This window comes from Variovorax endophyticus (assembly GCF_025376855.1).
Taxonomy (GTDB): domain Bacteria; phylum Pseudomonadota; class Gammaproteobacteria; order Burkholderiales; family Burkholderiaceae_C; genus Variovorax.
On record NZ_JAHUTH010000009.1, the window covers coordinates 147,349 to 173,943 of the forward strand.

23 protein-coding genes are annotated in these 26,595 nt (G+C 69.3%); 10 read left to right on the forward strand and 13 right to left on the reverse strand.

Annotated features, from left to right (window positions below):
* Nucleotides 1-20 precede the first annotated feature (20 nt).
* The gene (locus KV106_RS14120; RefSeq protein WP_261210780.1) at nt 21-890 is read left to right on the forward strand and encodes an aldo/keto reductase; all 870 of its coding nucleotides are present in this window, start codon (nt 21-23) and stop codon (nt 888-890) included.
* Nucleotides 891-897: 7 nt separating this feature from the next.
* Here KV106_RS14120 and KV106_RS14125 read toward each other — a convergent pair whose 3' ends face one another.
* A complete protein-coding gene (locus tag KV106_RS14125) occupies nt 898-1,560 on the reverse strand; it encodes a TetR/AcrR family transcriptional regulator (RefSeq protein WP_261210781.1) in 663 nt (220 codons plus the stop codon).
* Between the two features lie 189 nt (nt 1,561-1,749).
* Between KV106_RS14125 and KV106_RS14130 the strand changes: the two genes are divergently transcribed.
* The 5 genes from KV106_RS14130 to KV106_RS14150 are packed head-to-tail and all read left to right on the forward strand — an operon-like array spanning nt 1,750 to nt 8,237.
* Complete coding sequence (locus KV106_RS14130; RefSeq protein ID WP_093340531.1) at nt 1,750-3,870, forward strand: hydantoinase/oxoprolinase family protein; 2,121 nt, start codon at nt 1,750-1,752, stop codon at nt 3,868-3,870.
* Entirely contained in the window at nt 3,867-5,591 is a 1,725-nt protein-coding gene (locus tag KV106_RS14135; RefSeq protein ID WP_261210782.1) for a hydantoinase B/oxoprolinase family protein, read from the forward strand. The genes KV106_RS14130 and KV106_RS14135 overlap by 4 nt, the downstream gene beginning before the upstream one ends.
* Nucleotides 5,592-5,651: 60 nt before the next feature.
* On the forward strand, nt 5,652-6,653 hold the full coding sequence (locus KV106_RS14140; protein ID WP_261210783.1) for an ABC transporter substrate-binding protein: 1,002 nt from the start codon (nt 5,652-5,654) through the stop codon (nt 6,651-6,653).
* A gap of 25 nt (nt 6,654-6,678) precedes the next feature.
* Nucleotides 6,679-7,446 carry an ABC transporter ATP-binding protein gene (locus KV106_RS14145; RefSeq protein ID WP_261210784.1) on the forward strand — a complete coding sequence of 256 codons (768 nt, stop codon included), beginning with the start codon at nt 6,679-6,681 and terminating at the stop codon, nt 7,444-7,446.
* A 2-nt stretch (nt 7,447-7,448) separates the two neighbouring features.
* Nucleotides 7,449-8,237 carry an ABC transporter permease gene (locus tag KV106_RS14150; RefSeq protein WP_057591526.1) on the forward strand — a complete coding sequence of 263 codons (789 nt, stop codon included), beginning with the start codon at nt 7,449-7,451 and terminating at the stop codon, nt 8,235-8,237.
* 68 nt (nt 8,238-8,305) lie between these two features.
* Here the strand turns inward: KV106_RS14150 and KV106_RS14155 are convergent, their stop codons facing one another.
* The 8 genes from KV106_RS14155 to KV106_RS14190 form a co-directional block, all read right to left on the reverse strand.
* Entirely contained in the window at nt 8,306-9,793 is a 1,488-nt protein-coding gene (locus KV106_RS14155; protein WP_261210785.1) for a nucleobase:cation symporter-2 family protein, read from the reverse strand.
* 172 nt (nt 9,794-9,965) lie between these two features.
* Nucleotides 9,966-10,958 (reverse strand): NAD-dependent epimerase/dehydratase family protein, encoded by a 993-nt coding sequence (locus KV106_RS14160; RefSeq protein WP_261210786.1) that lies wholly within the window; start codon nt 10,956-10,958, stop codon nt 9,966-9,968.
* Nucleotides 10,959-11,060: 102 nt separating this feature from the next.
* Nucleotides 11,061-11,603 carry a helix-turn-helix domain-containing protein gene (locus KV106_RS40090; protein ID WP_409976520.1) on the reverse strand — a complete coding sequence of 181 codons (543 nt, stop codon included), beginning with the start codon at nt 11,601-11,603 and terminating at the stop codon, nt 11,061-11,063.
* Nucleotides 11,604-11,614: 11 nt separating this feature from the next.
* A complete protein-coding gene (locus KV106_RS14170) occupies nt 11,615-12,382 on the reverse strand; it encodes a GntR family transcriptional regulator (protein WP_261210787.1) in 768 nt (255 codons plus the stop codon).
* A 46-nt stretch (nt 12,383-12,428) separates the two neighbouring features.
* Nucleotides 12,429-13,169, reverse strand: coding sequence for an aspartate/glutamate racemase family protein (locus KV106_RS14175; RefSeq protein WP_057591522.1), 741 nt, complete (start codon nt 13,167-13,169; stop codon nt 12,429-12,431).
* Nucleotides 13,170-13,197: 28 nt separating this feature from the next.
* Nucleotides 13,198-14,691, reverse strand: a complete 1,494-nt coding sequence (locus KV106_RS14180; protein WP_261210788.1) for an NCS1 family nucleobase:cation symporter-1 — start codon at nt 14,689-14,691, stop codon at nt 13,198-13,200.
* Between the two features lie 251 nt (nt 14,692-14,942).
* Nucleotides 14,943-16,634 carry a CehA/McbA family metallohydrolase domain-containing protein gene (locus tag KV106_RS14185; RefSeq protein ID WP_261210789.1) on the reverse strand — a complete coding sequence of 564 codons (1,692 nt, stop codon included), beginning with the start codon at nt 16,632-16,634 and terminating at the stop codon, nt 14,943-14,945.
* Between the two features lie 182 nt (nt 16,635-16,816).
* Nucleotides 16,817-17,737, reverse strand: a complete 921-nt coding sequence (locus tag KV106_RS14190) for a LysR family transcriptional regulator (RefSeq protein ID WP_261210857.1) — start codon at nt 17,735-17,737, stop codon at nt 16,817-16,819.
* Between the two features lie 156 nt (nt 17,738-17,893).
* On the opposite strand from KV106_RS14190, the gene KV106_RS14195 reads away from it, so the two are divergent.
* From KV106_RS14195 to KV106_RS14210, 4 genes are all read left to right on the forward strand, one after another.
* Nucleotides 17,894-18,796: an amino acid ABC transporter substrate-binding protein gene (locus tag KV106_RS14195; RefSeq protein ID WP_261210790.1), complete on the forward strand. Its 903-nt coding sequence runs from the start codon at nt 17,894-17,896 to the stop codon at nt 18,794-18,796.
* 77 nt (nt 18,797-18,873) lie between these two features.
* Entirely contained in the window at nt 18,874-20,124 is a 1,251-nt protein-coding gene (locus KV106_RS14200; protein WP_261210858.1) for an aminotransferase class V-fold PLP-dependent enzyme, read from the forward strand.
* A gap of 96 nt (nt 20,125-20,220) precedes the next feature.
* Nucleotides 20,221-20,997, forward strand: a complete 777-nt coding sequence (locus KV106_RS14205) for an acetoacetate decarboxylase family protein (protein WP_261210791.1) — start codon at nt 20,221-20,223, stop codon at nt 20,995-20,997.
* Between the two features lie 10 nt (nt 20,998-21,007).
* Nucleotides 21,008-21,859, forward strand: a complete 852-nt coding sequence (locus tag KV106_RS14210) for a helix-turn-helix transcriptional regulator (RefSeq protein ID WP_261210792.1) — start codon at nt 21,008-21,010, stop codon at nt 21,857-21,859.
* 3 nt (nt 21,860-21,862) lie between these two features.
* On the opposite strand, the gene KV106_RS14215 is transcribed toward KV106_RS14210, so the two are convergent.
* Genes KV106_RS14215 through KV106_RS14230 form a run of 4 tightly spaced genes read right to left on the reverse strand, consistent with a single transcriptional unit; the run spans nt 21,863 to nt 26,552 of the window.
* A complete protein-coding gene (locus KV106_RS14215; RefSeq protein ID WP_093340503.1) occupies nt 21,863-23,098 on the reverse strand; it encodes a M20 family metallopeptidase in 1,236 nt (411 codons plus the stop codon).
* 5 nt (nt 23,099-23,103) lie between these two features.
* Nucleotides 23,104-24,885, reverse strand: coding sequence for a 2-oxo-4-hydroxy-4-carboxy-5-ureidoimidazoline decarboxylase (gene uraD, locus KV106_RS14220; RefSeq protein WP_261210793.1), 1,782 nt, complete (start codon nt 24,883-24,885; stop codon nt 23,104-23,106).
* Nucleotides 24,886-24,906: 21 nt separating this feature from the next.
* Nucleotides 24,907-25,866 carry an allantoinase PuuE gene (gene puuE / locus KV106_RS14225; protein ID WP_057596530.1) on the reverse strand — a complete coding sequence of 320 codons (960 nt, stop codon included), beginning with the start codon at nt 25,864-25,866 and terminating at the stop codon, nt 24,907-24,909.
* Nucleotides 25,867-25,877: 11 nt separating this feature from the next.
* The gene (locus tag KV106_RS14230; RefSeq protein ID WP_057596531.1) at nt 25,878-26,552 is read right to left on the reverse strand and encodes a GntR family transcriptional regulator; all 675 of its coding nucleotides are present in this window, start codon (nt 26,550-26,552) and stop codon (nt 25,878-25,880) included.
* Between the last annotated feature and the right edge of the window lie 43 nt (nt 26,553-26,595).

Genomic DNA, 26,595 nt, shown 5'->3' on the forward strand with positions numbered 1-26,595 from the left:
GCCGGCGCTAGCATGGCCCGATGCGAACACTCTCCTTTCCCCAAGGCGCCGGCAACGGCAACGAGATGCCCGTGCTCGGGCTGGGCACCTGGCGCATGGGCGAGGCCGCGGGCCGCCGCCAGGCCGAGGTGGCCGCGGTGCGCGAGGCCATCGCGCTCGGTTACCGGCTGATCGACACCGCCGAGATGTACGGCGAGGGCGGCGCCGAGACCGTGGTGGGCCAGGCCGTGGCCGAGGCGCTGCGCGCCAGCGAGGTGCGGCGCGACGAGCTCTTCATCGTCAGCAAGGTCTATCCGCACAACGCGAGCCGGCGCGGCACGCCCGAGGCCTGCGAGCGCAGCCTGAAGCGCCTGGGCCTCGATGCCATCGACCTCTACCTGCTGCACTGGCGCGGCAGCCATCCGCTGGCCGAGACCGTCGACGCCCTGCAGGCGCTGGTGGCGCGCGGGCGCATCGCGCGCTGGGGCGTGAGCAACTTCGACACCGACGACATGGAGGAGCTGGCGCCGCTGGGGCAGGGCGGCCCCGCGTGCGCGGCGAACCAGGTCTACCTGTCGCTCGGCGAGCGCGGTCCCGAGTTCAGCCTGCTGCCCTGGCAGCGCGAGCGCGGCATCCCGCTGATGGCCTACAGCCCGATCGACCAGGGCGCGCTGGCCGGCGACGAGGGGCTCGCCGAACTCGCGGCGGAGCTGGGCGTGAGCGCGGCCCAGCTCGCGCTGGCCGCGGTCATCGCGCGGCCGGGCGTGGCGGCGATTCCGAAGGCGGTGGGCAGCGCGCATCTGAAGGAGAACTTCGCGGCGGCCTCGTTGGCGCTCGATGCCGGCGTGCTCGCGAAGCTCGACCGGCTGCATCCGCCGCCGAAGCGCAAGACGGCGCTGGCGATGATCTGAGCGGACCTCATGCGGCTTCGCCGCTGCGGTCGCAGAGGTAGCTGATCACCATGTCCGAGGCGTGCCTGAGCCGCGACTGCTGGCGGTCCGCCGCGCCGAGGTCGACGTCGAGCACGTACGAGAGCGTGTAGCGGTTGGTGATGAAGTACGAGCCCAGGCCCGAGATCGAGACATAGAGGTCGACCCAGTCGGCATCGCGGCGGAACACGCCCTTCTGCTTGCCCGATTCGAGGATGGTCGACAGCGCGGTGCGCAGCGGGTTGAACATCTCCGAGATCACCTTCGACTTGCGGATGTGCACCGCCTTGTGCAGGTTCTCGGTCGACAGCAGCTGGTGGAACTCGGGCTGGTCGATGAAGTGCTGCACCGTCTTCTCGACCAGCTCGCGCATGTCGCGCACCGGGTCCTCGCCCGTGAGCGCGAGCTCGTTCTGGCGTTCGCGCATCGCGCCGTAGGCGCGCTCCATCACCTCGATGAACAGCGCCTCCTTGCTGTCGAAGTAGTGATAGACGAGGTTCTTGCTGATCTTGCAGCGGGCCACGATCGCGTCGATGCGCGCGCCGTCGTAGCCGTGCGCGGCGAACTCCTTGCTCGCGATCTTCAAGATCCGGTCTCGCGTTGCCACGGCATTGCGCTGCCGCGGCTTGGGCGTCTTTGTGTCGTGTGTCATGGGTCCTGATGTCGGCGAGGCACCACCGAGGCCGCGAGTCTACTTCCGGCGCGGGCGCGAAAAAGATGCAAAACAAAGGTTGACACCGTGCGGTCACGGCTCCTATATTTCGCCCTCAATGGTACTAGCCAGTTAGTTAGTTAAGGCTGGTCCCATTATCGTCCAACCCCGCTAGAACGGAGCATCACAATGGGTTCTGCACCACAGCGAAGCAAAGGCGTGCGCGTCGGATGCGATATCGGAGGAACCTTCACCGATATCGTGCTCGCGATGCCCGACGGCCGGCTCTTCGTCAACAAGACGTCCACCACGCCGGAGGACCTCGGCAAGGCCATCGTCAACGGCTTGCGCGCATTGATCGACCAGGCCGGCATCGCGCCGGGAGACATCGCCGAGATCGTGCACGGCACCACCACCGCGTCGAACACCATCCTGCAGAAGGTCGGCGCCAACACCGGCGTGCTCACCACCGAGGGCTTCCGCGACGTGCTGGAGATCGGCCGCATCCGCACGCCCACCATGTTCGATCTCGGCTGGCAGAAGCCGCAGCCGCTGGCCACGCGCCGCTGGCGCCGCGGCGTGCGCGAGCGCATGGGCTCGCGCGGCGAGGTGGTCGTGCCGCTCGACGTCGAGCACCTGCTCGAGCAGGCCGGCGAGCTGGTGGCCGACGGCGTGAACGCGGTCGCGCTGTGCTTCCTCAACAGCTACATCAACCCGGCGCACGAGCTCCAGGCCAAGGCCGCGCTGCAGGCGCGCTTTCCCGAGCTGCTGCTGAGCGTGTCGTGCGAGGTGCTGCCCGAGATCAAGGAGTACGAGCGCACCAGCACGACGGTGGTCAACGCCTACATCCTGCCCGCGATGAAGACCTATCTCGCGCGCCTGAAGAAGGACCTGCGCGACATGGGCGTCGATGCCTCGCTGCAGGTGATGGCCTCCAACGGCGGCATGATGGGCATCGCCTCCGCGACCGAGAAGCCGGTGTTCGCCGTGGCCTCGGGCCCGGCGGGCGGCGTGGCCGGCGCCGCGCGCATCGGCGCGATGGGCGGCGACGACGACCTGATCGTCTTCGACATGGGCGGCACCACCGCCAAGGCCTCGGTCATCGTCGGCGGCCAGCCCTCGCTGACCAACGAGTACGAGTTCCGCGACGGCATCAGCGCGCCGAGCCGCTTCGTCAAGGGCGGCGGCTACGTGCTCAAGGTGCCCGCGATCGACATCGCCGAGGTGGGCGCGGGCGGCGGCTCGATCGCCTGGATCGACGGCGGCGGCCTGCTGTGCGTCGGCCCCGAATCGGCCGGTGCCTCGCCGGGTCCGGCCTGCTATGGCAACGGCAACGAGCGCCCGACCGTGACCGACGCCAACATGGTGCTCGGCTACCTCAATCCGCAAGCGCTCGCGGGCGGCAGCCTGCCGGTCTCGCCCGAGCTGTCGGCGCGGGCGATCGATGCCCACGTGGCCGGGCCGCTGAAGCTCGACCGCCTCGCCGCGGCGCACGGCATCCGCCAGGTCGCCAACGTGAACATGGCGCGCGCGATCCGCGCGGTGACGGTGGAGCGCGGCCGCGATCCGCGCGACATGTCGATGATCGCCTTCGGCGGCGGCGGCCCGCTGCATGCGGTGGCGGTGGCGCGGCTGCTCGGCATCCGCCGAGTGATCGCACCGATCATGGCCGGCGTCTTCTGCTCGGCCGGCATGCTCTCGGCCGACGCCGAGCACAACTTCGTGAAGGCGGTGCTGCGCCCGCTGGCCGATTGCGAACCGGCCGCGCTGGCACGCGCCACCGCGGTGCTCGCCGACCAGGGCTTCACGGTGCTGGCCTCCGAAGGCTACGCGGCCGACGCGGTGCGCGTGGAGCGCTTCGCCGACCTGCGCTACCTCGGCCAGAGCTCGGAACTCACCGTGGCGCTGCCCGCGGGCACGCTCGACACGGCCGTGCTCGAGCAACTGGCGCGCGACTTCCATGCGCTCTACCAGCAGACCTTCGGCTACAGCAGCGACGAGCCGCTCGAGCTGGTCAACCTGCGCGTCAGCGCCCATGGCCGCAGCGACTTCCGGCTCGACTTCGCCAAGTGCCGCGTCGACGCGACCGCGCTGCAGGGCACGCAGGGCGAACGCCTCGTGAGCTTCGCGCCCGGCGAGGCGCCCGCTTCGACGCCCGTGGTCCCGCGCGCCAGCCTCGGTGCCGCGCCGGTGCAGGGGCCGCTGATCGTCGAGTCCTACGACACCACCATCGTCGTGCCGCCGCACTGCAGCGCGCGCGCCGATGCCATCGGCAACATCGTCATCGACCTCCAGGAGATACCGGCATGAACCGCGCCATCGACCCGATCACCTTCGCGGTGGTCAAGAACGCGATGGATTCCATCGTCGACGAAGTGGCCTACACCGTGCTGCGCACCGCGCGCTCGGAGATCGTCAAGGACGTGATGGACTACTCGGCCGCGATCTGCGACCGCCACGGCCAGATGATCGCGCAGGCCAAGACCATCGCGCTGCACCTGGGCGCCATCCCCGAGGCCATGGCCGAGGTGCGCAAGCGCTACGGCGATGCGCTCGCGCCGGGCGACGCGGTGATCGTCAACGATCCCTACCAGGGCGGCATGCACCTGCCGGACATCTTCATGTTCGTGCCCTTCTTCTACCGCGAGGAGCTCGAGGGCTTCTGCGTCGTCATCTGCCACCACACCGACGTGGGCGGCCGCGTGCCCGGCTCGAACGCCAGCGACTCGACCGAGGTCTACCAGGAAGGCCTGCGCATCCCGGTGGTCAAGCTCTACGAACGCGGCACGGTCAACGACATCATGGAGCGCGTGATCGCGCAGAACGTGCGCGTGCCCGACCGCGTGCTCGGCGACCTGCGCGCGCAGTACGCGGCCTCGCAGGTGGGCGTGCGCGAGCTCACGGCGCTGTTCGACCGCTATGGCCGCGACGACGCGCGGCGCTACTTCGCCGAACTGCTCGACTATGCCGAGCGGCTCACGCGCGAGGAGATCCGCCGCTGGCCCAAGGGCACCTTCCACTTCGAGGACTTCATCGACGACGACGGCCTCTCGCCCGAGCCGATCCCGATCCGCGTCGCGCTCACGGTGCACGAGGACCGCGTCAGCGTCGACTACACCGGCTCCTCGCCGCAGGTGCGCGCGGCGATCAACTCGACGCTGTCGTACACCAAGTCCTGCACCTACCTCAGCGTGCGCTGCGCATTGAAGGGCGACGTGCCGAACAACGCCGGCGTGTTCCGCTGCATCGAGGTGCACGTGCCCGAAGGCACCGTGCTCAACCCGATCGAGCCGGCCGCGGTCGCGGCGCGCGCGCTCACCGGCTACCGCGTGTTCGACGCGATGCTCGGCGCGCTGGCCCAGGTGGTGCCCGACCGCATTCCCGCCGCGGGCGAGGGCGGCAACACCGTGGTCTGCCTCTCGGGCAAGAAGGACGACGGCAGCGGCTACATCATCGTCGACATGATCTGCGGCGCCTGGGGCGGCCGCCCCGGTTCCGACGGCATCGAGGCGATCACCAATGCCTCGCAGAACCTCTCGAACACGCCGGTGGAAACGCTGGAGGCGCAGCATCCGGTGCGCGTCGAGGCCTACGAGCTCGAGCCCGACTCCTGCGGTGCCGGCCGCTACCGCGGCGGCCTCGGCATCCGGCGCAGCTACCGCGTGCTGGCCGACGACGTGCTGCTGCAGCTGCGCGCCGACCGCATGAAGTTCCAGCCCTACGGCCTGCAGGGCGGCCTGCCCGCGAAGTCGGCCTCGAATCGGCTGCAGCACGACGGTGAAACCATCGAGCTCGCGAGCAAGGTTGGCATGCGCATTGCAAGAGGCAGCGTGGTGACGCACACGCAACCCGGTGGCGGTGGCTTCGGCGATCCGCTGCTGCGCCCCGCGCAAGAGATCGAGCGCGACGTCTGGGACCACAAGCTCTCGGCCGACTTCGTGCGCCGGCACTACCGCGCGGTGGTCGATCCGGCCAGCGGCCGCCTCGATGCCGCGCAAACCCAGGCACTGCGCGCCGGCACGGCGGACTGAAGCACCGCGCCGCTCCCGCGATTCCCCCACCACCCCATGACGAAGAAGCAGAGGTAAGCGATGAAAAGACGTACGTTGACCCAAGGCCTCGCGGCGATGGCCGCGCTCCCGGCGCTGTCCCTCGGCCTGCGAACGGCGCAGGCGCAGGGGGCCACCAAGCTGCGCGTGCGCATGGACTTCTCGCCCTGGGGCATGCACGGCGCGGTGCACCTGGCCCAGCAGAAGGGCTGGTTCAAGGACGAGGGCCTGGAGGTCGAGGTGCAGGACGGCACCGGCACCATCTCGACGCTGCAGCTGCTCGCGGCGGGGCAGGTCGACGTGGGCCAGGTGGCGCTCGGCACCATGGCGGTGGCGAAGGAGAACGGGCTCGAGCTGGTCTCGATCGCCGGCTTCGCGCGCACCGGCGACCTCGCCGTCATGACCGACGCGGCGCAGGGCGTGAAGTCGCCGAAGGAGCTCGCGGGCAAGAAGATCGTGTGCTTCACGACCAGCCCGTGGGCGCCGTTCATCGAGCCCTTCCTCAAGGCCAACGGCATGAGCAAGAGCAGCATCGAGCTGGTGATGGTCACGCCCAGCGCGATGATCTCGACCTATGCCTCGGGCAACAGCGACGGCTTCATGTCGCAGGCCCCGTTCGGCCAGCCGATGGTGCTGAAGACCCGCAAGGCCAGCGCGCTGCTGCTGGCCGACAGCGGCATCAGCTTTCCGAGCTACGGGCTGGCCACGACGCCGAAGGCGATCGAATCGAAGCAGGCCGCGATCGCGAAGTTCACGCGCGTGCAGCTGCGCGCCTGGCAGTACATCCACGACAACCACATCGACGAGGCGGTGGCCGCCATCGTGGCGCAGCGGCCCAATGCGCGCCTCGACCCCGAGGTGCTCAAGGGACAGCTCGTGGCCTACCGCCCGTTCTTCCAGAGCCCGGGCGACAAGAACCTGCCGATCGGCCAGCAGTCCGACGCCGACTGGGCCGCGGCGATCCGCTCGATGGAACAGACCGGCCAGATCAAGCCGGGCCGCAAACCCTCCGACTACTACACCAATGCGCTCCTTTCCGTCTGAAGCGCCCGCGCGCGGAGCCCCCCACGTGGCCGATTTCCTGTCGATCGACGGCCTCCACAAGGTCTACCAGTCCGGCCGCAAGCCGATCACCGCGCTGCAGGACGTGCGCCTCGGCGTCGCGCGCGGCGAGTTCGTCTCGATCGTGGGCCCGAGCGGCTGCGGCAAGAGCACGCTGATGCGCTGCATCGCCGGGCTCGAGCCGATCACCAGCGGCCGGCTCGCGCTCGACGGCGTGCCGATCACCGAGCCACCCGACAACATGGGCGTGGTGTTCCAGCGCGACCTGCTGCTGGAATGGCGCAGCATCCTCGACAACGTGCTGGCGGCCGCCGAGTTCCACGGTCTCGAGCGTGCACGGCATGCGCCGCGCGCGCGCGAACTGCTGGCCCTGTTCGGCCTGGCCGACTTCATGGACCGCTATCCGCGCGAGCTCTCGGGCGGCATGCGCCAGCGCGTGTCGATCTGCCGCGCGCTGCTGCTCGATCCGCAGCTGCTGCTGATGGACGAGCCCTTCGGCGCGCTCGACCCCTTCACGCGCGATGCGCTCAACGCGGAGCTGCAGCGCACCTGGATGGCGACCGGCAAGACGGTGATCTTCATCACCCATTCGATCACCGAGGCCGTGTACCTCGGCGGGCGCGTGGTGATGATGGCGCGCGGACCCGGTCGCATCGCCGACATCCTGCCGATCGAGCTCGAGCGGCCGCGCGGCCTCGACGTGCGCGAGACGCGCGAGTTCGCGGCCTACGTGTCGCGCATCAAGGAAACCTTCCGCGAACTGGGCGCCTACTGACCATGAAGACACTCTGGAACCACACCGAGCGCAGCCGCCAGGCCCTGCTCACGCTCGCCGTGCTGCTCGTGGCCTGGGAGGCGTGCGTGCGTCTGCTCGGCATCCGCGACTTCCTGCTGCCCGCGCCCTCGAAGATCATCGGGCAGTTCCTCGCGCAGCCCGGCTACCTGCTGCGCGAGACGCTCGACACCTTGCTCACCACCCTGTACGGCTTCGTGCTGGCCGTGGTGCTCGGCGTGGCCGCGGCCATCGGCATCGTCTATTCGCGCTTCCTCGACCGCACGCTCTACTCGCTGCTGGTGGCGCTCAATGCCGTGCCCAAGGTCGCGCTCGCGCCGCTGTTCGTGATCTGGATGGGCACCGGCGCGCTGCCCAAGGTGGCGATCGCGATGCTGATCGCGATCTTCCCGATCCTGATCGACTGCGTGCTGGGGCTGCGTTCCACCGACCCCGACATGCTCGACATGGCGCGGGTCAACAAGGCCACGCGCGGGCGCATCCTCTGGAAGATCCGCTTTCCCAATGCGCTGCCGAGCCTGTTCGCGGGCATGAAGGTCGGCGTGTCCTTCGCGCTGGTGGGCACCATCGTGGGCGAGTTCGTGGCCGGCGAATCGGGTCTGGGCCACGTGATCCTGGTGGCGCAGGGCAGCTTCGATACCTCCACCGTGTTCGTCGCGCTCGCGCTGCTGTGCGTGCTCGGCGTGGTGCTGTTCAAGGGGATCGAGCTGGCCGAGGAGCGGCTGCTCGGCTGGCATGCTTCGCAGCGCGGCGTGCCGGCGCACGCGGTCTAGCAGAGGCCGTGCGCGCTGCATGAAAAAAGGGGCCGTCGGCCCCTTCGTTCGTCGTGGCGTGCAGCGGCTCAGTGCGCATCCGCATGCTTGGCGGCCGCGATCACCGCCTGCTCGTCGTGCTTCGCGCCGTTGAGGAACAGGTTCAGCAGCACCGCCGCGATCGATGCGAGCAGGATGCCCGACTCGATCAGCGAGTGGATCGCATGCGGCATCCACTGCTTGAAGTTGGGCGCGATCAGCGGAATCATGCCGACGCCGATCGAGACCGCGACGATCATCGCGTTGTGGCGGTTGTGCTTGAAGTCCACACCCGAGAGGATGCGGATGCCGGTGGCGGCCACCATGCCGAACATCACGAGGCCCGCGCCGCCGAGCACCACGGTGGGCAGCGACTCCACCAGCGCCGCCATCTTCGGCAGCAGGCCCAGCACGATCAGGATGATGCCGCCGGCCACGCAGACATAGCGGCTCTTGATGCCGGTGACGGCGACCAGGCCCACGTTCTGCGAGAAGCTGGTGTAGGGGAAGGTGTTGAAGATGCCGCCGATCAGCGTGCCCAGGCCGTCGGTGCGCAGGCCCTTGGCGAGGTCCTGCTGCGAGATCCTGCGCTCGGTCATCTCGCCGAGCGCGAGGAACATGCCGGTCGATTCGATCATCACCACCACCATGATCAGCGTCATCGTGAGGATCAGGATCGGGTCGAACTGCGGCATGCCGAAGTGGAAGGGCAGCACGATGTCGAACCACGCGGCCTTGCCGACCTTCTCGTAGGTCATGAGGCCGGTGAGCGAGGCCACGACCGCGCCGATGACGATGCCCAGCAGCACCGAGATGTTGGCGACGAAGCCCTTGGCGTACTTCACGATCAGCAGGATCGACACCAGCACCAGCGCGGCCACGCCCAGGCCCGAGAGGTCGGCGTACTTGGGGTTGGGCACGGTGGGCATGATCGCGAAGCCCTTCGGCACGGCGGGGATGGAGCTGCCGGGCGAGGTCACCTCGGCCAGCCACTTGGCGTAGACCGGGTCGACCAGCGCGGGCGCCGTCGGGCCCACGGGATTGCCGAAGATCCAGTTGATGCCCACGCGCATCAGGCTGATGCCGATCACCGCGATGATGGTGCCCGTGACCACCGGCGGGAAGAAGCGCAGCATGCGGCTCACGAAGGGCGCGATCAGTATCGAGACGATGCCCGCGCCGATGATGGCGCCGAACAGCAGCTGCGCGCCGTTCTGGCCCGGGTTGGCATTGGCGATGGCCACCATGGGCGCCACCGAGGCGAAGGTCACGCCCATCATCACGGGCAGCTTGATGCCGAACCACTGCGTGGCGCCGAGCGCCTGGATCAGCGTGGCGATGCCGCAGCAGAACAGGTCGGCCGAGATCAGCAGCGCGACCTCGTCGGGCGAGAGCTTGAGCGCGCGGCCCACGATCAGCGGGACCGCGACCGCGCCCGCGTACATGACCAGCACGTGCTGCAGGCCCAGGGCGGTGAGCTTGCCGGCGGGCAGGCGCTGGTCCACCGGATGGACTGAGGAAAGGGAGTCGGCCGTCATCGTGAATCTCCTGCTGCGGCAATGAGAGAAAGACAGGGAGAGGTGCGGCGCGCAGTCGTCGGGCGCGTCCACCGCATCTGGTGTACGCGAAACTGTATACAATTTATGCGGCAATCCGGACTGAGGAAAACCCGGAGGGCCCGAGTGGGCCGGAGGCCGTGCCGCGGCGGGTTCAGGCCACGGGGTAGGGACCGTTTTCGAAGCGCTGCGCGTGGTAGCCCTTGCTGCCCACGGCGTGCGCCAGGTCGCTGCGGAAATCGCGGCCCTCGCGCAGGCTTTGCAGCACCTGCGCGAAGTTGTGCTTCGGCGCCCAGCCCAGGTCGCGCCGCGCGCGTTCGTTCACGTACACGCGGTCGAGCTGCGCGGGCAGGGTCCAGCCGCGCCGTTCGTAGAGCGCCTCGCAGTCCCGGAAATGCCGGCGCAGCACGGCCGGCGCATCGCTGCGCAGCAGCTCGAGCTCGTCGCGCGCGAAGGGCGTGGTGGCCGAGACGATGTAGCGGCCGAAGCCCAGTGCCGGTGCGCGCCGTGCCGCGCACAGGTGCGCATCGACGATGTCCGCGATGTCGGCGCGGCGGTGCAGCAGCTCGTTGGCCTGCGCGTTCTCGAGCGAGTGGCGTTCGCGCGCGCGCGGATCGTCGTCGTCCTCGGGGAAGAAGCGCGAGGTGCGCAGCACGATCGCGTGGAGGCCGTGCTCGCGATGGAACAGCTGGCACAGGTCCTCGGCCGCGGTCTTGGTCGCGCCGTAGATGTTCTTCGGGATCGGCGTCACGTCTTCCGTGATCCAGGCGGCGGGCTCGCCCGCGGCCGGCGTGAGCGCCGAGCCGAAGCTGCTGGTGGTGCTCGTGAACACGAAGGCCTGCACGCCGGCCGCGACCGCCTCCTCGAGCAGCGCGAGCGTGCCCGCGATGTTGGTCTCGACGAAGTCCTGCTTCGCATGCGTGGCCACGTGCGGCTTGTGCAGGGTGGCGGTGTGCAGCACGGTGCGCACGCCGCGCATGCACTCGCGCACGAAGCCGCGGTCGGCGATGGAGCCGGTGCGGTCGGTGAAGGGCGAGGCGAGCAGGTCGATGCCGCGGGCCTCGCCCAGGGTGTCGGGGTGCGCGCGCAGATGGCGCATCAGTGCTTCGCCGAGATGGCCGGCGCTGCCGGTGACCAGGGTGGTCATGGGAACGGTTTCCTTCCTGCGATGGGGATTCTCGAAACCGCGAGGCTAGCGCGAGGCCGCGCGCCCCGTCCACGCATAAGTTATGCGTGGGGCGGTCCGCCCTCAGGCGATGGTGGTAACGAGCCGGCCCGCGCTGCCGTCGGCCAGCGCGATGCGTTCCCACAGCACGCGGCCCGGCAGGATCGGGATCACGGGGTCGAGCGTGCCGGCGGTCGCGATCTCGAGCGTGGCCAGCTCGCCCTCGTGCCAGCCGCGGTCCGCGAGCGTGGCCTCGGCCGCGAGGATCTCCTGCGAGGCATAGCCGATCAGCGAGCGGCCGATGAACTCGGCCGGGTCGGCGCGCCATTCGGACTGGCGCGCGGGAGAGGCCGCGAGCAGCCGGTGCGTGCGGTCGCAGATCAGGTGCACCTTGCGCGTGGACGACTCCACCAGCCGCTTGAGCGCCGCGTCCTGGCTAGGATCGCGCGCCGCGGCCAGCAGCCGGTGCGCGGCCGCCTGCTGCGCCTTCGACAGCGGCAGGTCGCCGCGCTCCCAGCGCGACACCGTGGCCTGGTGCACGCCCATGAGCTGCGCGAAATGGCTCTGCTTGAAGCCGCGCAGCAGCCGCAGGCGCCGAAGCGCGAGACCGGTGTCGTGGGCCGCCATGCGCGCGCTCCTCAGGCCAGCAGCGCCTTCACCAGGTCGAGCTGGCGGTCGGGCTTGCCGGTGCCGAGCTCGAGGCTGGCCTCGATGCGGTCGAGGTGTTCGATCATGCAGTTCACGGCGGCCTCCACGTCGCCGGTGCGGCAGATGCGCAGGAAGTCGGCATGCTCGTCGGACGAGCAGTGCGGATCGTTCGACGAGTGGTAGAGCATCGCGATCAGCGAGCTGCGCGCGACCAGCTCGCGCACCAGCTCGGCCAGCGTGTGGTTGCCCGTGGCCTCGGCCAGCGCGACGTGGAAGTCGCCCAGCAGCTTCTCGCGCACCGTGCCCATGGTGGTGGTCTGGCGCAGCGCGTTGCGCTCGAAGCGGATGTGCTGGTCGAGCGCCTGGTAGTCGCGCGGCCGCGCGTTGGCGATGAACAGCCGCACCACCTCGCGCTCGAGGATGCGGCGCACCGCGAACACCTCGCGCGCTTCCTCCACGGTGGGCTGGCAGACGAAGGCGCCCTTGTCGGGAATGATCTCGATCAGCTTGTCCTTCGACAGCATCAGGAGCGCCGCGCGCACCTTGGTGCGGCTCACCGAATAGACGCGGCCCAGCGCCTCCTCGCGCAGCCAGGTGCCGGGCGGCAGGCGCTTCTCGACGATGGCGGTGGCGATGTCCTGGGCGATGCTCTCGATGGAGCTGGCCTTGTCCGCCTTCTCGCTGGCGGCGGCCGGGGCGTCGCCGGACGCAACCGGCGCGGCGGGGGAAGGAGCGGGGGTGGAACGTGCGCGGGGCATCGGTGGATTGTCGCTTGGCGCAAGCCGGTGCCGGGCGCACATGCTGCTATGGCCTCGCGAGGGTGAAGCCTTCGAGCGCGCCGACCATGGTCTTGGGCAGCGGCCGCGCGAGCTCGCCGCGCTTGCTGGTGCGCAGCTTGAGCCGCACCAGCGATTCGATCAGCTGCGTGCCCGCGGCCACGCCGTCGATCACCGGCACGCCGAGCAGTTCGCCGATGTGCTCGCACAGGTCGGTCATGCCGGCGCAGCCGAGCACGATGCAGTCGGAGCCGTCCTCCTCGAGCGCGCGCCGGCATTCCTCGACGATGCGTTCGCGCGCGCGCGAGCCCGGCTCCTCGAGCTCGAGCACCGGCAGCTCGCAGGCGCGCACGTTGGCGCAGAAGCGCTCCATGCCGTAGATCTCCGCCAGGTGCCAGGCCTGGCCGATGGTGCGCCCCAGGGTGGTGACCACGCTGAAGCGGCTGCCGACCATGCTGGCCAGGTGCATCGCGGCCTCGGCGATGCCCACCACCGGCCCGCGCGCGAGCTCGCGCGCGGCCTTCAGGCCCGGGTCGCCGAAGCAGGCGATCACGTAGCCGTCGATGCCGTCGCGCTCGCCGGCCGCGATCTCCTGCAGCAGCCCGGGCACGGCCAGCGCCTCGTCGTAGTGGCTCTCGATGGACACCGGGCCCATGGCCGGGCTCACGGCCACGATCTCGGTGCCGGCGTGCGCCACCGCGCGGGCGCAGGCACCGATCTTCTCGGTCATGCTCCAGGTGGTGTTGGGGTTGATGATCTTGATGCGCACGGTGCGCTCCCTTTCTCTTGCAGTGTGTTCAGCTCTTGGTGTTGCGGTTCAGCAGCGCGTAGATCACGAAGCCCAGCGCCATGCCGATGAACCAGGCGTAGTTGGCCGCGCCGCGCAGGGTCGGCACCATCACGCACAGGATCGGCACGATCGCCGAGGGGATCAGCGCCTGGATCGCCTTCGGGTTGTAGCCGCCGCTGTACCAGTACTTGCCCTGCGTGCTCATGCTGTAGAGCGCATCCACGTCGATCTGCTGCTTGCGCACCAGGTAGTAGTCGGCGATCAGGATGCCGAACAGCGGGCCGATGAACGAGCCCAGCACGTCGAGCGTGTAGTGGATGACCTCGGGGCTGTTGTAGAGGTTCCACGGCGTGAGGAACACCGAGCCCACGGCGGCGATCATGCCGCCGGTGCGCCAGCTGATGTGCTGCGGCGCCACGTTCGAGAAGTCGAAGGCCGGCGAGACGAAGTTGGCGACGATGTTGATGCCGATGGTGGCGATCATGAAGGTCAGCGCGCCCAGCACCACGGCGGTGGTGCTGTCGATCTTGCCCACGGTGTGCACCGGGTCGGTGATCAGTTCGCCGAACACCGGCAGCGTGGCGGCGGTGGTGATCACGGTCAGCAGCGAGAAGAACACGAAGTTGACCGGCAGGCCCCAGAAGTTGCCCTTCTTCACCGCGTCGAAGCTCTTGCCGTAGCGCGAGAAGTCGCCGAAGTTGAGCATCGGGCCGCTGAAGTAGCTAACCACCAGCGCGATGGCCGACAGCATCACCGGCAGCGCGTCCCAGCCCTGGAACTTGATGCCGCCGAGGTTCAGGTCGATGTTCTTCCAGCCGGCCTTCCACACCAGCCAGCCGCACAGGATGGCCATCACCACGTAGACCGCCGGACCGGCCCAGTCGATGAACTTGCGGATCGCGTCCATGCCGTGCCAGAACACGAAGGCCTGCAGCACCCACATCACCATGAAGGCGACCCAGCCCAGCGTCGACAGGCCGACGAAGCCGTGCTGCGCCAGGTCGGCGTAGGGGGCGAGGTTGGGAAACATGTGCAGCGCCAGCACCATGAAGGCGGCCGAGGCGAGGTAGGTCTGCACGCCATACCAGGCCACCGCGATCAGGCCGCGGATGATGGCCGGGATGTTGGCGCCGAGCACGCCGAAGGAGGCGCGGCACATCACGGGGTAGGGCGTGCCGGTCACCTGGCTGGGCTTGGCGACCAGGTTGCAGAAGATCTGCACGATCACGATGCCCACCAGCAGCGACACCAGCACCTGCCAGCTCGACAGGCCGAGCGCGAACAGGCTGCCGGCCGTGATGTAGCCGCCCACGCTGTGCACGTCGGACATCCAGAACGCGAAGATGTTGTACTGCCCCCAGGTCTGCTTCTTGAGCGGCGCGAGGTCCTCGTTGGTCAGGCGCGGGTGGTAGCCGGGCTTGATGAGGGCATTCGATTCGGCATGCGCCGGGGCGCTGGCTGCGCTGGCCCCGGCGGGCGTCTGGCTGACGGCTGTGCTCATGGTCTTTACCTCGTCTCTTCGATTGGGTTGCGTTGGAGGACCTGCTTGCGACGCAATTTGTGCGCCCGTTTTTGAGTTCGTTATTTGTATACAAAAACTGAGCACAATCAAGATCATCCAGATATTCATATATCCGTAGATTCCCTGAGGCGCGGACGGGCGGGCTCGGACCGCCGCTGCAAGAAAAAGAGCGCCGGGCCCAGGGGCCACGGCGCTCTCGCGCGGAAAGGGAGGGGGAAGACGGGCCGGGCCTACTTCGCCGCCACCTTCACGAACACCGGGTTCGAATAGAACCAGAGGTCGGCGTAGTTGCGCGCGTTGATCGCGTTGAAGCGCGCCACGTTGTCGTTGCCCTCGGTTCGCGCGTCGGGCAGCGGCTCGCCGTTGGCGGTCTCGCCGGGCACGTCGGTCCCCAGGTTGGTGCCGCGCAGCCGGAAGTACTGGTTGGCGCCGGCCTTCACGGTGAAGCTGGCGGCGTAGTAGCCCTCGGCGTCGAGCTTCCAGTCGGCGCGTGTGAAGCGCTTGACGACGCGTGTCGACGGATTGGTCGCGCGGTCGTAGCCGGGCGTGCCGGGCTGCTCGCGGCCGGTCACGTCGCCCGCGATCAGGTCGATGTGGTCGACCACGGGCTTGACGTTGGCGTAGAGGCCGCTGCCGAGCTGGTACTCGAAGTTGTTGCGCTCGGGGCTCCTGAAGCGCACGGTGATCCGCAGCTCCTCGCCCGCGGCGGCCGCGAGTTCGCTGCCCATCCGGCCGGCGCCCTTGCTGCCTTCCACCCGGAAGTCGAGCGCATCGATCAGGTCGCCGTTGACCGCGAACAGCCGGCCCGCGCGCATCGCCGCGAGCAGCGACTTCGGATCCTTGATGTCGCCGAACAGGTGGTTCTTGGCGTACTCGCCGGGCGCGTAGCCGCTGCTGTAGAGGCCCTGCGAGGTGGTGAAGTGGTAGTCGGAGTCGGCCACGTTCCAGATCCGGCGGCCTTCCGACAGCAGCGCGTCCCAGGTGCCGCCGAGCTTGGCCACCAGGTAGTCGACGCCGCCATAGGTGCGCGAGGGCAGGTTGGCGTCGATGTAGGCGCTGTTGTAGCCGCCGCGGTCGGGCTCCATCTGGTTGCCGACCATGCCTTCGAGCGAGAACACGATGTCGGGCGCGAGGTCGTTCATCTCGCGCAGCTGCGCGATCGTGTACTTGCCGGGGTTGCGCGAGGGATGGTTGATCTGCAGGTAGCTGGTGGCCGGGTAGTTCTTCTTGAGCCAGGCCACGGCCTGCATCGTCTCGGCATGGGTGTTGTAGCCGGTGCCGGCCTTCGGGCCCCAGGCGGCCACGTCGGCGGCCGGGAACAGCGCGGCGTCGCGGTTGGTGAACAGGTATTCGAACTGGCTCACGGCCTTGAGCGCGGCGTCCGACATCGGGCTGTCGGTCAGGATGCCGACGTTGCCGTGATCGTGCGCGGGCATGTCCCACTCGGCCGAGGCGAAGATGGTCTTGTCGGCGTACTTGCCGCCGGCCTGCAGCGCCTTGATGCGTGGCACCTGGTACTTGGCCATGCCCTCGGAGAAGGGGATCTGCGCCGGCAGCTTGTTGCCGGCGTTGTCGTAGGACGAGAGGCGCAGGTGGTCCGAGATCGCGACCCAGTCCAGGCCGAAGCGGTCGAAGGCCTTGGCCAGCACCTGGTCGAGCGTGGAGATCTGCTGCGTGTCGTCCGACTGGTACGTGTGGACGTGCAGGTCGCCGACGGTCCAGCGGCCGGCTTCGGCGACCGGCGCGGGCGGCGGGGCCGGGGGCGCGGGTGCCGGGGCGGGCGCCGGCGCGGCGGGCAGGCCGCCGAACAGCACGCTGCTGTCGGAACCGCCGCCGCAGCCGGCGAGCAGGGCCGTGCCGAGCACGAGCGAGAAGGCGAGGCGCGACAGCGGCAGGCCGGGGAGGGAAGGCAGGGATTTCATGAAGACGGAAACAGGAACGCGGAGAGGAGCACGAGGCAGCCACGGCGATGCCGCGGCGCTCGGGGACGGACCCGGCGCGCGGGCGCCGGGAACGCGCTGCAGTCTCGGTGCGCGCCATGACGCGCCCATGAAAGATTTTTGAAAGTCACGCCGCCGTCATGCCCGCGGCATGACCCGCGACATCAGCCCGTCACCGCATCGTCGGCCTGCGCCTGGAACATGCGCGTGAAGTCGCAGCAGGACTGCGCGAGCATCACGATCGACGAGGTCAGCGCGCTGCGGTGCTCGCCCTTGTGCATCGCCACGTAGCGCACCACCGGCAGGGCCGGCGCCACCTCGATCTCGGCCAGCATGCCGGCGGCCACCATCGGCCGCAGGCATTCGCGCGGCAGGTAGCTCACGCCCAGGCCCGACACCGTGAGACCGACCAGCGCGATCAGGTTGCTGACCACGATGGTGTCGGCCGGCTGCACGCCCTGTTCCTTCATCCAGGCGTCGTAGGCGCGGCCCGTGCCCGAGTTGCCGCCCTGCACCAGCATGCGCTGGCGCGCCAGCTCGTGCAGCCGCAGCGGCGCGTCGGTGGGCACCACGCCGGGCTTGCACATCCAGGCGCTCTTCACCTCGCCGATCGCCTTGCTCGCCATGCGCGCGTCGGCGAAGCTGTCGGGCAGGAACACCAGGTCGAGCTCGTCGGCCAGCAGTTTGTCGCGCAGCTGCAGGCTGTCGTCGACGTCGGGCTCGAGGATCACCTTCGGGTAGTGCTGCTGGATCAGCCGCACCAGCCGCGGCAGCCAGGTCATGGCCGTGAGCTCGGTCACGCCGATGCGCAGCCGGCGCTCCACCACGCCGGGCTTGCCGAACTGCTCGACCGCCGCGTCGCGCTGCGCCAGCAGCTTCTGCGCGAGCACGTACATCTCCTCGCCCTTCTCGGTGAGCCGCGCGCTGCGCTGGCTGCGGTCGAACAGCTCGGTGTCGAACAGCGCCTCGAGCTCGTGCACCCGCTTCGACACCGCCGACTGCGAGGTGTGGAGCTGGTTCGCGGCCTGCGCGAAGCCGCCCAGGCGGGCGATCCAGTACAGGGCCTCGAGCTGCTTGAAGGTCATCATGGCGGTGCGTTCCTTGGGCGACAGAACACTTTAAGCGATCTTTTTCGATGAATAAAAATCGCTTTTGGAAACTTGAGGCCGCGCCGAAGATGCGCTCCGAACCGGTTGCGCCCACCACTTTCGTATTCAACCCACACGGCCAAGGACTTCACCATGCACTTCCCACGCGCCTTCGCACGCCCCGCCGCACTCGGCATCGCCCTCGTAGTGGCCTGCGGCGTCGCCGCCGCCCAGGACAGCGGCACGCTGCGCAAGATCAAGGACAGCGGCACCATCCAGATCGGCAGCCGCGACACCCAGATCCCGTTCTCGTACAAGACCAGCGCCGACGCGGCGCCGATCGGCTTCACCAACGAGATCTGCCTGAAGATCGTCGAGGCGGTGAAGGCGAAGCTGAACCTGCCGAAGCTCGACGTGCGCTACACGCTGCTGAACTCCACCAACCGCATCCCGCTGCTGCAGAACGGCACCGTGGACCTCGACTGCGCGACCACCACCAACACCACGCAGCGCCAGCAGCAGGTGGACTTCGCACCCAGCCATTTCGTCACCAACATCACGGCGGCGGTCAAGAAGAGTTCGGGCATCAACAGCTTCGCCGACCTGCAGGGCAAGACCGTGGCCACCGTGGCCGGCAGCACCTCGATCCAGCTGCTGCGCGGCGCGCGCAAGAACGGCATCGACGTGCAGGAGATCGCCGGCAAGGACACGGCCGATGCCTTCCTGCTGCTCGCGAGCGACCGCGCCGCGGCCTACGTGCTCGACGACGTGCAGCTCGCCGGCCTGATCGCCAACCAGCCCAACGCGGGCGACTACAAGCTGCTGAAGGAATCGCTGCGCCAGGAGCCCTACGGGATCATGCTGCGCAAGGACGATCCCGAGTTCAAGGCGATCGTCGACCAGACCGTGGCCGGCCTCATGAAGTCGGGCGAGATCGACAAGCTCTATGCGCGCTGGTTCACGCAGCCGATCCCGCCGCGCAACGTGAGCCTCGACTTCCCGATGTCGGACGCGGTGCGCGAGACCTACAAGAACCCGAACAACAAGGGCGTGTGAGCGTGAGCGCTTCTTCCTCCTTTTCTTCCCCGACCGGCGCGCAGCATCCGCGCGGCCTGGCCTTCTCCGCCGCGCTGATGCGCGAGGTGCGCGAGCGCTTCCTGCTGGTGGAGCGCGACCACCACGGGCGCGAGCGCCTGTACTTCGACAACGCGGGCGGCTCGTTCCGGCTCAAGGCCGCCATCGAGCGCTTCGCGGCCATCGACGCGGTGCCCGACAACACCGAGCGCATCCACGAGACCGCGCTCGAGCTGCAGGCCGTGCAGGCGCGCGGCTGGGACGACGTGCGCACGATCCTCAATGCCGAGGGCGGCAGCATCTTCGCGGCGCTCACCGCCTCGGGCGCCATGTTCGACATGGTGCGCGCGGTGGCCGAGAACGTGGGCGGCACGAACATGGTGACCACCGTGCTCGAGCATCCCTCGGCCTACGACGCGATGGCGCTCTATGCCGAGCGCACCGGCCGCGAATTGCGCGTGGCGCGCAGCAACCCCGAGACCGGCGGCATCGACGTCGACGAGATCGTGCGGCTGGTCGATGCCAACACCTGCCTGCTCAACGTGATCTACGCCTCGAACATCTCGGGCGCGAAGCTCGACATCGAGGCCATCGTGCGGCGCGCGCGCGAGGTCAAGCCCGATCTCTACATCGTGGTGGACGCGGTGCAGCATGCGCCGCACGGGCTGATCGATCTGCAGAAGACGCCGGTGGACGGCATCAACCTCGCGCCCTACAAGTTCTTCGGCTGCCGCGGCTCGGGCATCGCCTGGATGTCGGAGCGCGCCGCGGCCTTGCCGCACCACAAGCTCGCGGGCAAGAAGGCCGGCCACTGGGACCTCGGCAGCGTGGCGCCCTGGCAGTTCGCGGTGGTCAGCGAGATCGTCGACTACGTCTGCTGGCTCGGCGGCCACTTCAGCGAGGCCACCGGGCGGCGCGAGCTGTTCGCGGCCGGCATCGAGCACATCGAGCTGCACGAACGCGCGCTGCTCGCGGCGCTGCTCGAGGGCGTGGACGGCCAGCCGGGCCTGCGCGCCATGCCGGGCGTGCGCGTGTTCCTCGACCACCCGGACCTGAGCCGGCGCGACCTGATCCTGGGCATCGGCTTCGACGGCCTGGACTGCACGCGCGCCGTGCACGAGTACGGGCTGCGCGGCGTCACGGTCTACGAGCGCACGGCCGCGAGCATCTACTCGAAGCGCATGCTCGATTCCTTCGGGCTCGAGGGCACGGTGCGCGTGTCGCCGCTGCACTGCAACTCGATGGCGGAAATGGCGCGCTTCCTCCAGGTGACGCAGGAGATCGCGCGCGCGTTCGCGACGGCGGACTGAGGCAAGGGGCGCCGCGGCGGGATCACTGGCGTACAAGACGCCCGCGCGCGGGCGTCCTATCGTGAGGCGGTCTTCCACTTTCGTGAACCGCCTCCGATGCCCACCCCGTTCTCGCCCCCCTTCACCGCCTCCGGCCGCAGCGCGCTCGTGCAGGCGCCGCCCTGGCACTACGCCGGCTGGCTGGTCAACGTGGCCTTCGCCTTCGAGGCCGAACGCGCCGCCGCGCTGCTGCCCGCCGGGCTCGGCCGGGCCACCGGCCAGGGCTGCGTGCATTTCGCCGACTGGCAGTTCTGCGGCGCCGATGGCGCGGAGCTGCTCGATCCCGTCTATGCGCAGTACCGAGAGACCATCGTCGTGCTCGAGATCGAAGGCCCTCCGGGCGAACAGCGCTTCTGCTGCCCCTTCATCTACGTCGACCAGGACATCTCGCTGCTGCGCGGCTGGCTGCAGGGCTGGCCCAAGAAGATCGGCCAGACCTGGGTCACGCGCAGCCTGCCCATCGTCCATCCGGCGGCCGCCTCGCTGGGCCAAGGCAGCCGGCTCGGCGCCAGCCTCAGCGTGAAGGAGCGCCGGCTGGTCGATGCCAGCGTCACATTGAACGGCGAGCCCGGCGAACGGCTGGGTTTCCTGCGCGCGCCGACCATCGGCGCGATCGGCTGGCCCGACCTGACGCGGCCGCGGGAGGTGCCGGTGCCGCGCCACCTGCGCGCCGACATCGTCGACCGCGTGGAGTCGGGCTGGAGCGCGGGCAGCGCCACCCTGCGCTTCCACGACCATCCGGTGGAGGAGCTCGCGCTGCTCGGCGAGGTGCGCGCCACCCAGGCCACGGCCGGCTGGATGGGGCTCACGGTGCGCGGTGCCTTCGCTGCCTAGGTCGAAGCCGATGCCCGCGGCGATCGTGTCGAGGGCGCTGCTGCGCTACCCTCGCGCGATGACCGCCGTCGCCGCGCCGCCGCCGTCCTCCCGCCTGGTCGTGCTGCCCTCGGGCGAGGGCCTGCGCGTGGAGGCGCTGTTCGCGGCCGAGCCGCGCGCCCGCTTCGCGCCGCACTGGCATCCCGAATGGAGCGTGGGCGCCATCCTCGAGGGCCACTGCGAGTTCACCTGCGATGGCGAGGCGCTCGTGGCCCATGCGGGCGAGCTGGTGCTGATGGCGCCCTACATGCTGCACACAGCGGGCGTGAGCCGGCGCAGCTTCCGCATGGTGATGCTCTATGTGCCGCACGGCTGGGTCGCGGCGCGGCTGGGTTGGCCGGCGGATTCGCGCGGTGCCTTGCGGCGCAAGGTGCTGCCCGATTCGGAACTGGCCGGGGCCCTCGCTGCCGCCGCCACGGCAGCGGACGGCGCGGGCATCGCCCACCTGGTCGAGCGCATCCTGCGTGCCCAGGCCGGCCCCGAACTCATGGCGCTGCAGCCGCCGGCGCCCGATGCGCGCGTGGCGGAGATCTGCGCGCTGCTCGCCGGGGAGGATGCCTGCCGCATCGATCCGGCCGCGCTCGCGCGCCGCATGGGCGTGTCGCGCGAGCACTTTCAGCGTGCCTTCCGCGAGGCCGTGGGCATGACGCCCGCGCACTACGCGCGGCATGCGCGCATCGGCCGCGCCAAGGCGCTGCTGCGCGAGGGCGTGGCCCTGAAGGACGTGGCGGCCGAATGCGGCTTCGCCGACCAGGCGCATTTCTCGCGCTGGTTCCGGCGCTGCTTCGGGGTGGCGCCGGGGCGGTATCGCGTGGCCGCCTGAGACTCAGGCCAGCAGGTCGCTCAGCGTGCGCGCGATCACCTTGGTCGCGCGTCGCAGGTCCTCGAGCACCACGCGTTCGTCGCTGCGCTTGGCATGCGACTCGAGCACGGTGCGCGGGCCGGCGCCGTAGATCACGCCCGGGATGCCGGCCTCGCCATAGAGGCGAACGTCGGTGTACAGCGGCGTGCCCATGGCCTTGATCGGCTCGCCGAACAGTTCGCCGCCATGCTTCTGGATCGCCTCGACCAGCGGCTTGTTGCCCGCCAGCGGCTTCATCGAATTGGCCAGCAGCAGGCGCTTGATCTCGACCGTGATGCCCGGGAACGAGGCCGCCGCGTCGGCGATGACCTGGCGGATCGAGGCCTCGACCTCGACCGGGTTCTCCTCGGGGATCATGCGGCGGTCGAGCTTGAACACGACCTTGCCGGGCACGACGTTGGTGTTGGTGCCGCCCTCGATGCGGCCGACGTTGAGGTAGGGGTGCGTGATGCCCTCGACCTGCGAGCTGACCTGCTGGTAGAGCGTGTTCTGCGCATAGAGCGCCTCGAGGATCTTCACCGCGCCCTGCAGCGCGTCGATGCCGGTGGAGGGAATGGCGGCATGCGCCATCTTGCCGTGCACCGTCACTTCCATCTGCAGGCAGCCGTTGTGGGCCGTGACCACTTCGTAGCTGAAGCCCGCGGCGATCATCAGGTCGGGCTTGGTGAGGCCGTTCTTCAGCAGCCAGCCCGGGCCGAGGATGCCGCCGAATTCCTCGTCGTAGGTGAAGTGCAGTTCGACGCCGCCCCTGGTCGGCTTCGCGACCGCTTCGAGCGCGCGCAGCGCGAAGGTGAAGCTCGCGAAGTCGCTCTTGCTCACGGCGGCCGCGCGTCCGTAGAGCGAGCCGTCGGCGATCTCGCCGCCGTAGGGGTCGTGGGTCCAGCCCTCGCCGGGCGGCACCACGTCGCCGTGCGCGTTGAGCGCCACGGTGCGGCCGCCGTCGCCGTCCTTGCCGTACCTGCGGCGCACGATCAGGTTGGTGATCGATTCGAGGCCGTAGTCCTTCACGTCCTGCGCCGGCACGGCGTGCTTCTCGGCCACGAGGCCGAAGCCCTCGAGCAGTTCGGCGGTGCGCTCGGCATGCGGCGCGTTGTTGCCGGGCGGGGTGTCGGTGGGCACCTGCACCAGTTGCTGCAGGAACTTCACTTCCTCGTCGAAGTGGGCGTCGATCCAGGCGTCGAGCTTTGCGTAGTCGGTCATGGGGTTCAGGCGGCGCTCGGCGCGCCGTTCAGGTTGTCGAGCAGATGCTGGAAGGCTTGCACCGCCAGCTCCATGTCGTCGTTGGTGCTCGATTCGAGCGGGTTGTGGCTGATGCCGGAGTTGATGCCGCGCACGAACAGCATGGCCTGCGGCATCACCTCGTGCAGCTTCATCGCGTCGTGGCCGGCGCCGCTGGGCATGCGGAACAGCGGCACGCCGAGCGAATCGACCGCGCGTTCCCAGCGCTGCTGCCATTCGGGCGCGCTCGGCGCGGCCGAGGCACGCATGGTCTCCTCGAGCGTGTGGCGTACGCCGCGGCGCTCGCAGATGTCCTGCAGCGCCTTCACCACGTCGTTGGCGAGCGCGTCGCGCTGCGCGTCGTTGGGCGCGCGCAGGTCGAGGCTGAACTTGCAGCGCCCGGGCACCACGTTGATCGAGCCGCTCGGCACCTCGAGCATGCCGACGGTGCCGACCGAGTCGCCATCCTTCGCGGCGCGCTGCTCGGTGTAGAGGATCAGCTCGGCCACGGCCGCGGCCGCGTCGCGGCGGCGGTCCATCGGCGTGGTGCCCGCATGGCTGGCCATGCCGATCACCTCGCCCACGTAGCGCACGCTGCCGTTGATCGAGGTCACGATGCCCAGCGGGATGTCGAGCTCGTTGAGCACCGGGCCCTGCTCGATGTGCACCTCGACGAAGCCCAGGTACTTCGAGGGATCGCGCTGCGCCTTGGCGATGTCTTCCTCGCGCAGGCCCGCATGGGCGCGCGCCTCGCGCATGGTGATGCCGTCGGCGTCCTTCTGGTCGAGCCAGGCCGGGTTGAAGTGGCCGATCAGCGCGCCCGAACCGAGGAAGGTGGCCTTGTAGCGCTGGCCTTCTTCCTCGGCGAAGCCCACCACCTCGAAGGCGAAGGGCAGACGGCGGTTCTGGCGCTTGAGCTCGCGCACGCAGGCCATGGGCACGAAGATGCCGAGCCGGCCGTCGTACTTGCCGCCGTTGCGCACGGTGTCGTAGTGCGAGCCCGTGAGCAGCGTCTTCGCATCGGGCGTCGCGCCCTCGTAGCGGCCCACCACGTTGCCGACCGCGTCGATCTCCACCGAGTCGAAGCCGGCCTCGCGCATCTCGCGCGCGATCTGCGCGGCGCAGGCGCGGTGCGCGTCGGTCAGGTAGGTCACGGTGAGCTGGCCCTTCTCGGCGAAGCCCGGGTCGCTGTGCACCGCGAGCGCCTCCTGCCAGTCCCACACGTGGTTGCCGAGCGCCGGCTCGGTGCCGAACTTGTCGTTCAGCCGGATCTCGGCGATGCGGTGGATGTTGCGCAGCGCCTCGGCGAGCTCGAAGTCGGGATGGTTGTAGGCGCGGCGCTCGAAGGTGTCGATGATCTCGCGCTTGGACAGGCCCGTGCCGCGCGGGCCGCGCACCGCGAGGATGAAGGGGAAGCCGAACTTCGCGTTGTAGTCGGCGTTGAGCCGCTGGATCTTCGCGAACTCCTCGGGCGTGCAGTCGGTAAGGCCCGCCTTGCCCTGCTCGTTGGTCGACTCGGCCGTCAGCGTCTTGCTGACCATCGCCTTGCCCGCGAGCTCGGGGTGGGCGCGGATCAGGGCCAGGCGCTCTTCCCTGGTGGCCGTGTTCACGGCCTGCGCGAGCGCGTACTTCAGGTGCTGCAGCGAACGGAACGGGCGCGCGGCCAGCGCCTGGCGCGCGATCCACGGCGAGTGCTCGTAGGTGCCGTCGAGCAGCGCGACGGCTTCGTCGGCGCCCGCGGCGTTCAGTTGTTCGATGGTCAGGCTCATGGCGTGTGTCCTCCGTGTGAATCAAGCTTGCGAGGCTTGGGAAGAGGCTTCGAACGGATGGGTCTTCTTCCAGTGCCGCGCGATGTCGACGCGGCGGCAGACCCACACCCGCTCGTGGCTGGCGATGTGATCGAGAAAGCGCTGCAGCGCCACGATGCGGCCCGGGCGCCCGAGCAGGCGGCAGTGCATGCCGATGCTCATCATCTTCGGCGCCTCGTCGCCCTCGGCGTAGAGCGCGTCGAAGCTGTCCTTCATGTACTGGAAGAAGGGATCGGCGTGCGAGTAGCCCTGCGGCAGCGCGAAGCGCATGTCGTTGCAGTCGAGCGTGTAGGGCACGATGAGCTGCGGCACCGTGCTGCCGTCGGTCTTGCGCACCTTCATCCAGAACGGCAGGTCGTCGCCGTAGTAGTCGCTGTCGTACTCGAAGCCGCCGTAGTCGGCCACCAGCCGGCGCGTGCGCGGGCTGTCGCGGCCGGTGTACCACCCCAGGGCGCGCTCGCCCGTGAGCTTCTCGATCGCCTCCATGCCCAGGCGCATGTGCTCGCGCTCGGTGGCCTCGTCGATGTTCTGGTAGTGGATCCAGCGCCAGCCGTGGCAGGCGATCTCGTGGCCCAGTTCCTTGAAGGCGGCGGTGAGCTCGGGATGGCGCTCGAGCGCCATGCCGACGCCGAACACGGTGAGCGGCAGGCCGCGCTTCTCGAACTCGCGCAAGAGGCGCCACACGCCCACGCGCGAGCCGTACTCGTAGATGCCTTCCATGCTGATGTGGCGGTCGGGGTAGCTCGCGGGATTGAACATCTCCGAGAGGAACTGTTCCGAGCCGGCGTCGCCGTGCAGCGTGGCGTTCTCGCCGCCTTCCTCGTAGTTGAGGACGAACTGCACCGCGATGCGCGCGTTGCCGGGCCACTGCGCGTGGGGCGGGTTGCGGCCGTAGCCGACGAGGTCGCGCGGGTAGGGCAGGGTGGTGTCGTAGACGGTCATGGTGGAAGGGGTCAGGACAATGCGAGGGAGATGTCGCTGGTGGGCACCTTGCGGTCGAACACCAGGTTGGCCTCGACGTGCTGCAGGTGCTCGGTCATCAGGCGCACGGCGCGCTCCTCGTCGCGCGCGGCCAGCGCCTTGACGATGTCGGCGTGCTCGTCGTTCGAATGCTCGGCGGCGCTGGTGCTCTGGTACATGAGCGTGATGAGGGCGCAGCGCGAGATCAGCTCGCCGAGGATCTGCGCCAGCACCTGGTTGCCCATGAGCTCGGCCATGCGCACGTGGAAGTCGCCGAGCAGCTCGGTGCGGCCCGAGACGTCCTCGCCCGACACGGCCGACTTCTCGAGCGCCACGTGTTCCTTGAGCGCCTTGATCTTGGCCGGCGTGACGGTGCGCACGAACTCGCGCGTCATCTCGGCCTCGAGCATGCGGCGCACCGCGAACACCTGCTTGGCCTCGTCGACCGCGGGCGCCGCCACGAAGGCGCCGCGCGCGGGCTCGAGCCGGATCAGCTTGTTCTGCGCGAGCTGGAACAGCGCCTGGCGCACCAGCGTGCGCGACACGCCGAAATGGTCCGCCAGCTTCTGCTCGGCCAGCTTGGTGCCGGGCTGAAGCCGGTGGTCGACGATCGCGCGGGTGAGCGCATCGACGATCGAACGGGTGGTGGAGGACTCCATGTTTTTCATGATAGACCGAAAGCCGACAACTGTATACACTTTTGTCCACCGG

Bases quoted from the DNA above. Each gene is read 5' to 3' on its own strand.
- puuE (WP_057596530.1), bottom strand. From the start codon at position 25,866: ATGACCGTCTACGACACCACCCTGCCCTACCCGCGCGACCTCGTCGGC.
- KV106_RS14140 (WP_261210783.1), top strand. From the start codon at position 5,652: ATGAAAAGACGTACGTTGACCCAAGGCCTCGCGGCGATGGCCGCGCTC.
- KV106_RS14180 (WP_261210788.1), bottom strand. From the start codon at position 14,691: ATGAGCACAGCCGTCAGCCAGACGCCCGCCGGGGCCAGCGCAGCCAGC.
- KV106_RS14230 (WP_057596531.1), bottom strand. From the start codon at position 26,552: ATGAAAAACATGGAGTCCTCCACCACCCGTTCGATCGTCGATGCGCTC.
- KV106_RS14160 (WP_261210786.1), bottom strand. From the start codon at position 10,958: ATGACCACCCTGGTCACCGGCAGCGCCGGCCATCTCGGCGAAGCACTG.
- KV106_RS14210 (WP_261210792.1), top strand. From the start codon at position 21,008: ATGCCCGCGGCGATCGTGTCGAGGGCGCTGCTGCGCTACCCTCGCGCG.
- KV106_RS14130 (WP_093340531.1), top strand. From the start codon at position 1,750: ATGGGTTCTGCACCACAGCGAAGCAAAGGCGTGCGCGTCGGATGCGAT.
- KV106_RS14185 (WP_261210789.1), bottom strand. From the start codon at position 16,634: ATGAAATCCCTGCCTTCCCTCCCCGGCCTGCCGCTGTCGCGCCTCGCC.
- KV106_RS14195 (WP_261210790.1), top strand. From the start codon at position 17,894: ATGCACTTCCCACGCGCCTTCGCACGCCCCGCCGCACTCGGCATCGCC.
- KV106_RS14120 (WP_261210780.1), top strand. From the start codon at position 21: ATGCGAACACTCTCCTTTCCCCAAGGCGCCGGCAACGGCAACGAGATG.
- KV106_RS14155 (WP_261210785.1), bottom strand. From the start codon at position 9,793: ATGACGGCCGACTCCCTTTCCTCAGTCCATCCGGTGGACCAGCGCCTG.
- KV106_RS14205 (WP_261210791.1), top strand. From the start codon at position 20,221: ATGCCCACCCCGTTCTCGCCCCCCTTCACCGCCTCCGGCCGCAGCGCG.
- KV106_RS40090 (WP_409976520.1), bottom strand. From the start codon at position 11,603: ATGGCGGCCCACGACACCGGTCTCGCGCTTCGGCGCCTGCGGCTGCTG.
- KV106_RS14200 (WP_261210858.1), top strand. From the start codon at position 18,874: ATGCGCGAGGTGCGCGAGCGCTTCCTGCTGGTGGAGCGCGACCACCAC.
- KV106_RS14125 (WP_261210781.1), bottom strand. From the start codon at position 1,560: ATGACACACGACACAAAGACGCCCAAGCCGCGGCAGCGCAATGCCGTG.
- KV106_RS14190 (WP_261210857.1), bottom strand. From the start codon at position 17,737: ATGACCTTCAAGCAGCTCGAGGCCCTGTACTGGATCGCCCGCCTGGGC.
- KV106_RS14150 (WP_057591526.1), top strand. From the start codon at position 7,449: ATGAAGACACTCTGGAACCACACCGAGCGCAGCCGCCAGGCCCTGCTC.
- KV106_RS14135 (WP_261210782.1), top strand. From the start codon at position 3,867: ATGAACCGCGCCATCGACCCGATCACCTTCGCGGTGGTCAAGAACGCG.
- KV106_RS14170 (WP_261210787.1), bottom strand. From the start codon at position 12,382: ATGCCCCGCGCACGTTCCACCCCCGCTCCTTCCCCCGCCGCGCCGGTT.
- uraD (WP_261210793.1), bottom strand. From the start codon at position 24,885: ATGAGCCTGACCATCGAACAACTGAACGCCGCGGGCGCCGACGAAGCC.
- KV106_RS14215 (WP_093340503.1), bottom strand. From the start codon at position 23,098: ATGACCGACTACGCAAAGCTCGACGCCTGGATCGACGCCCACTTCGAC.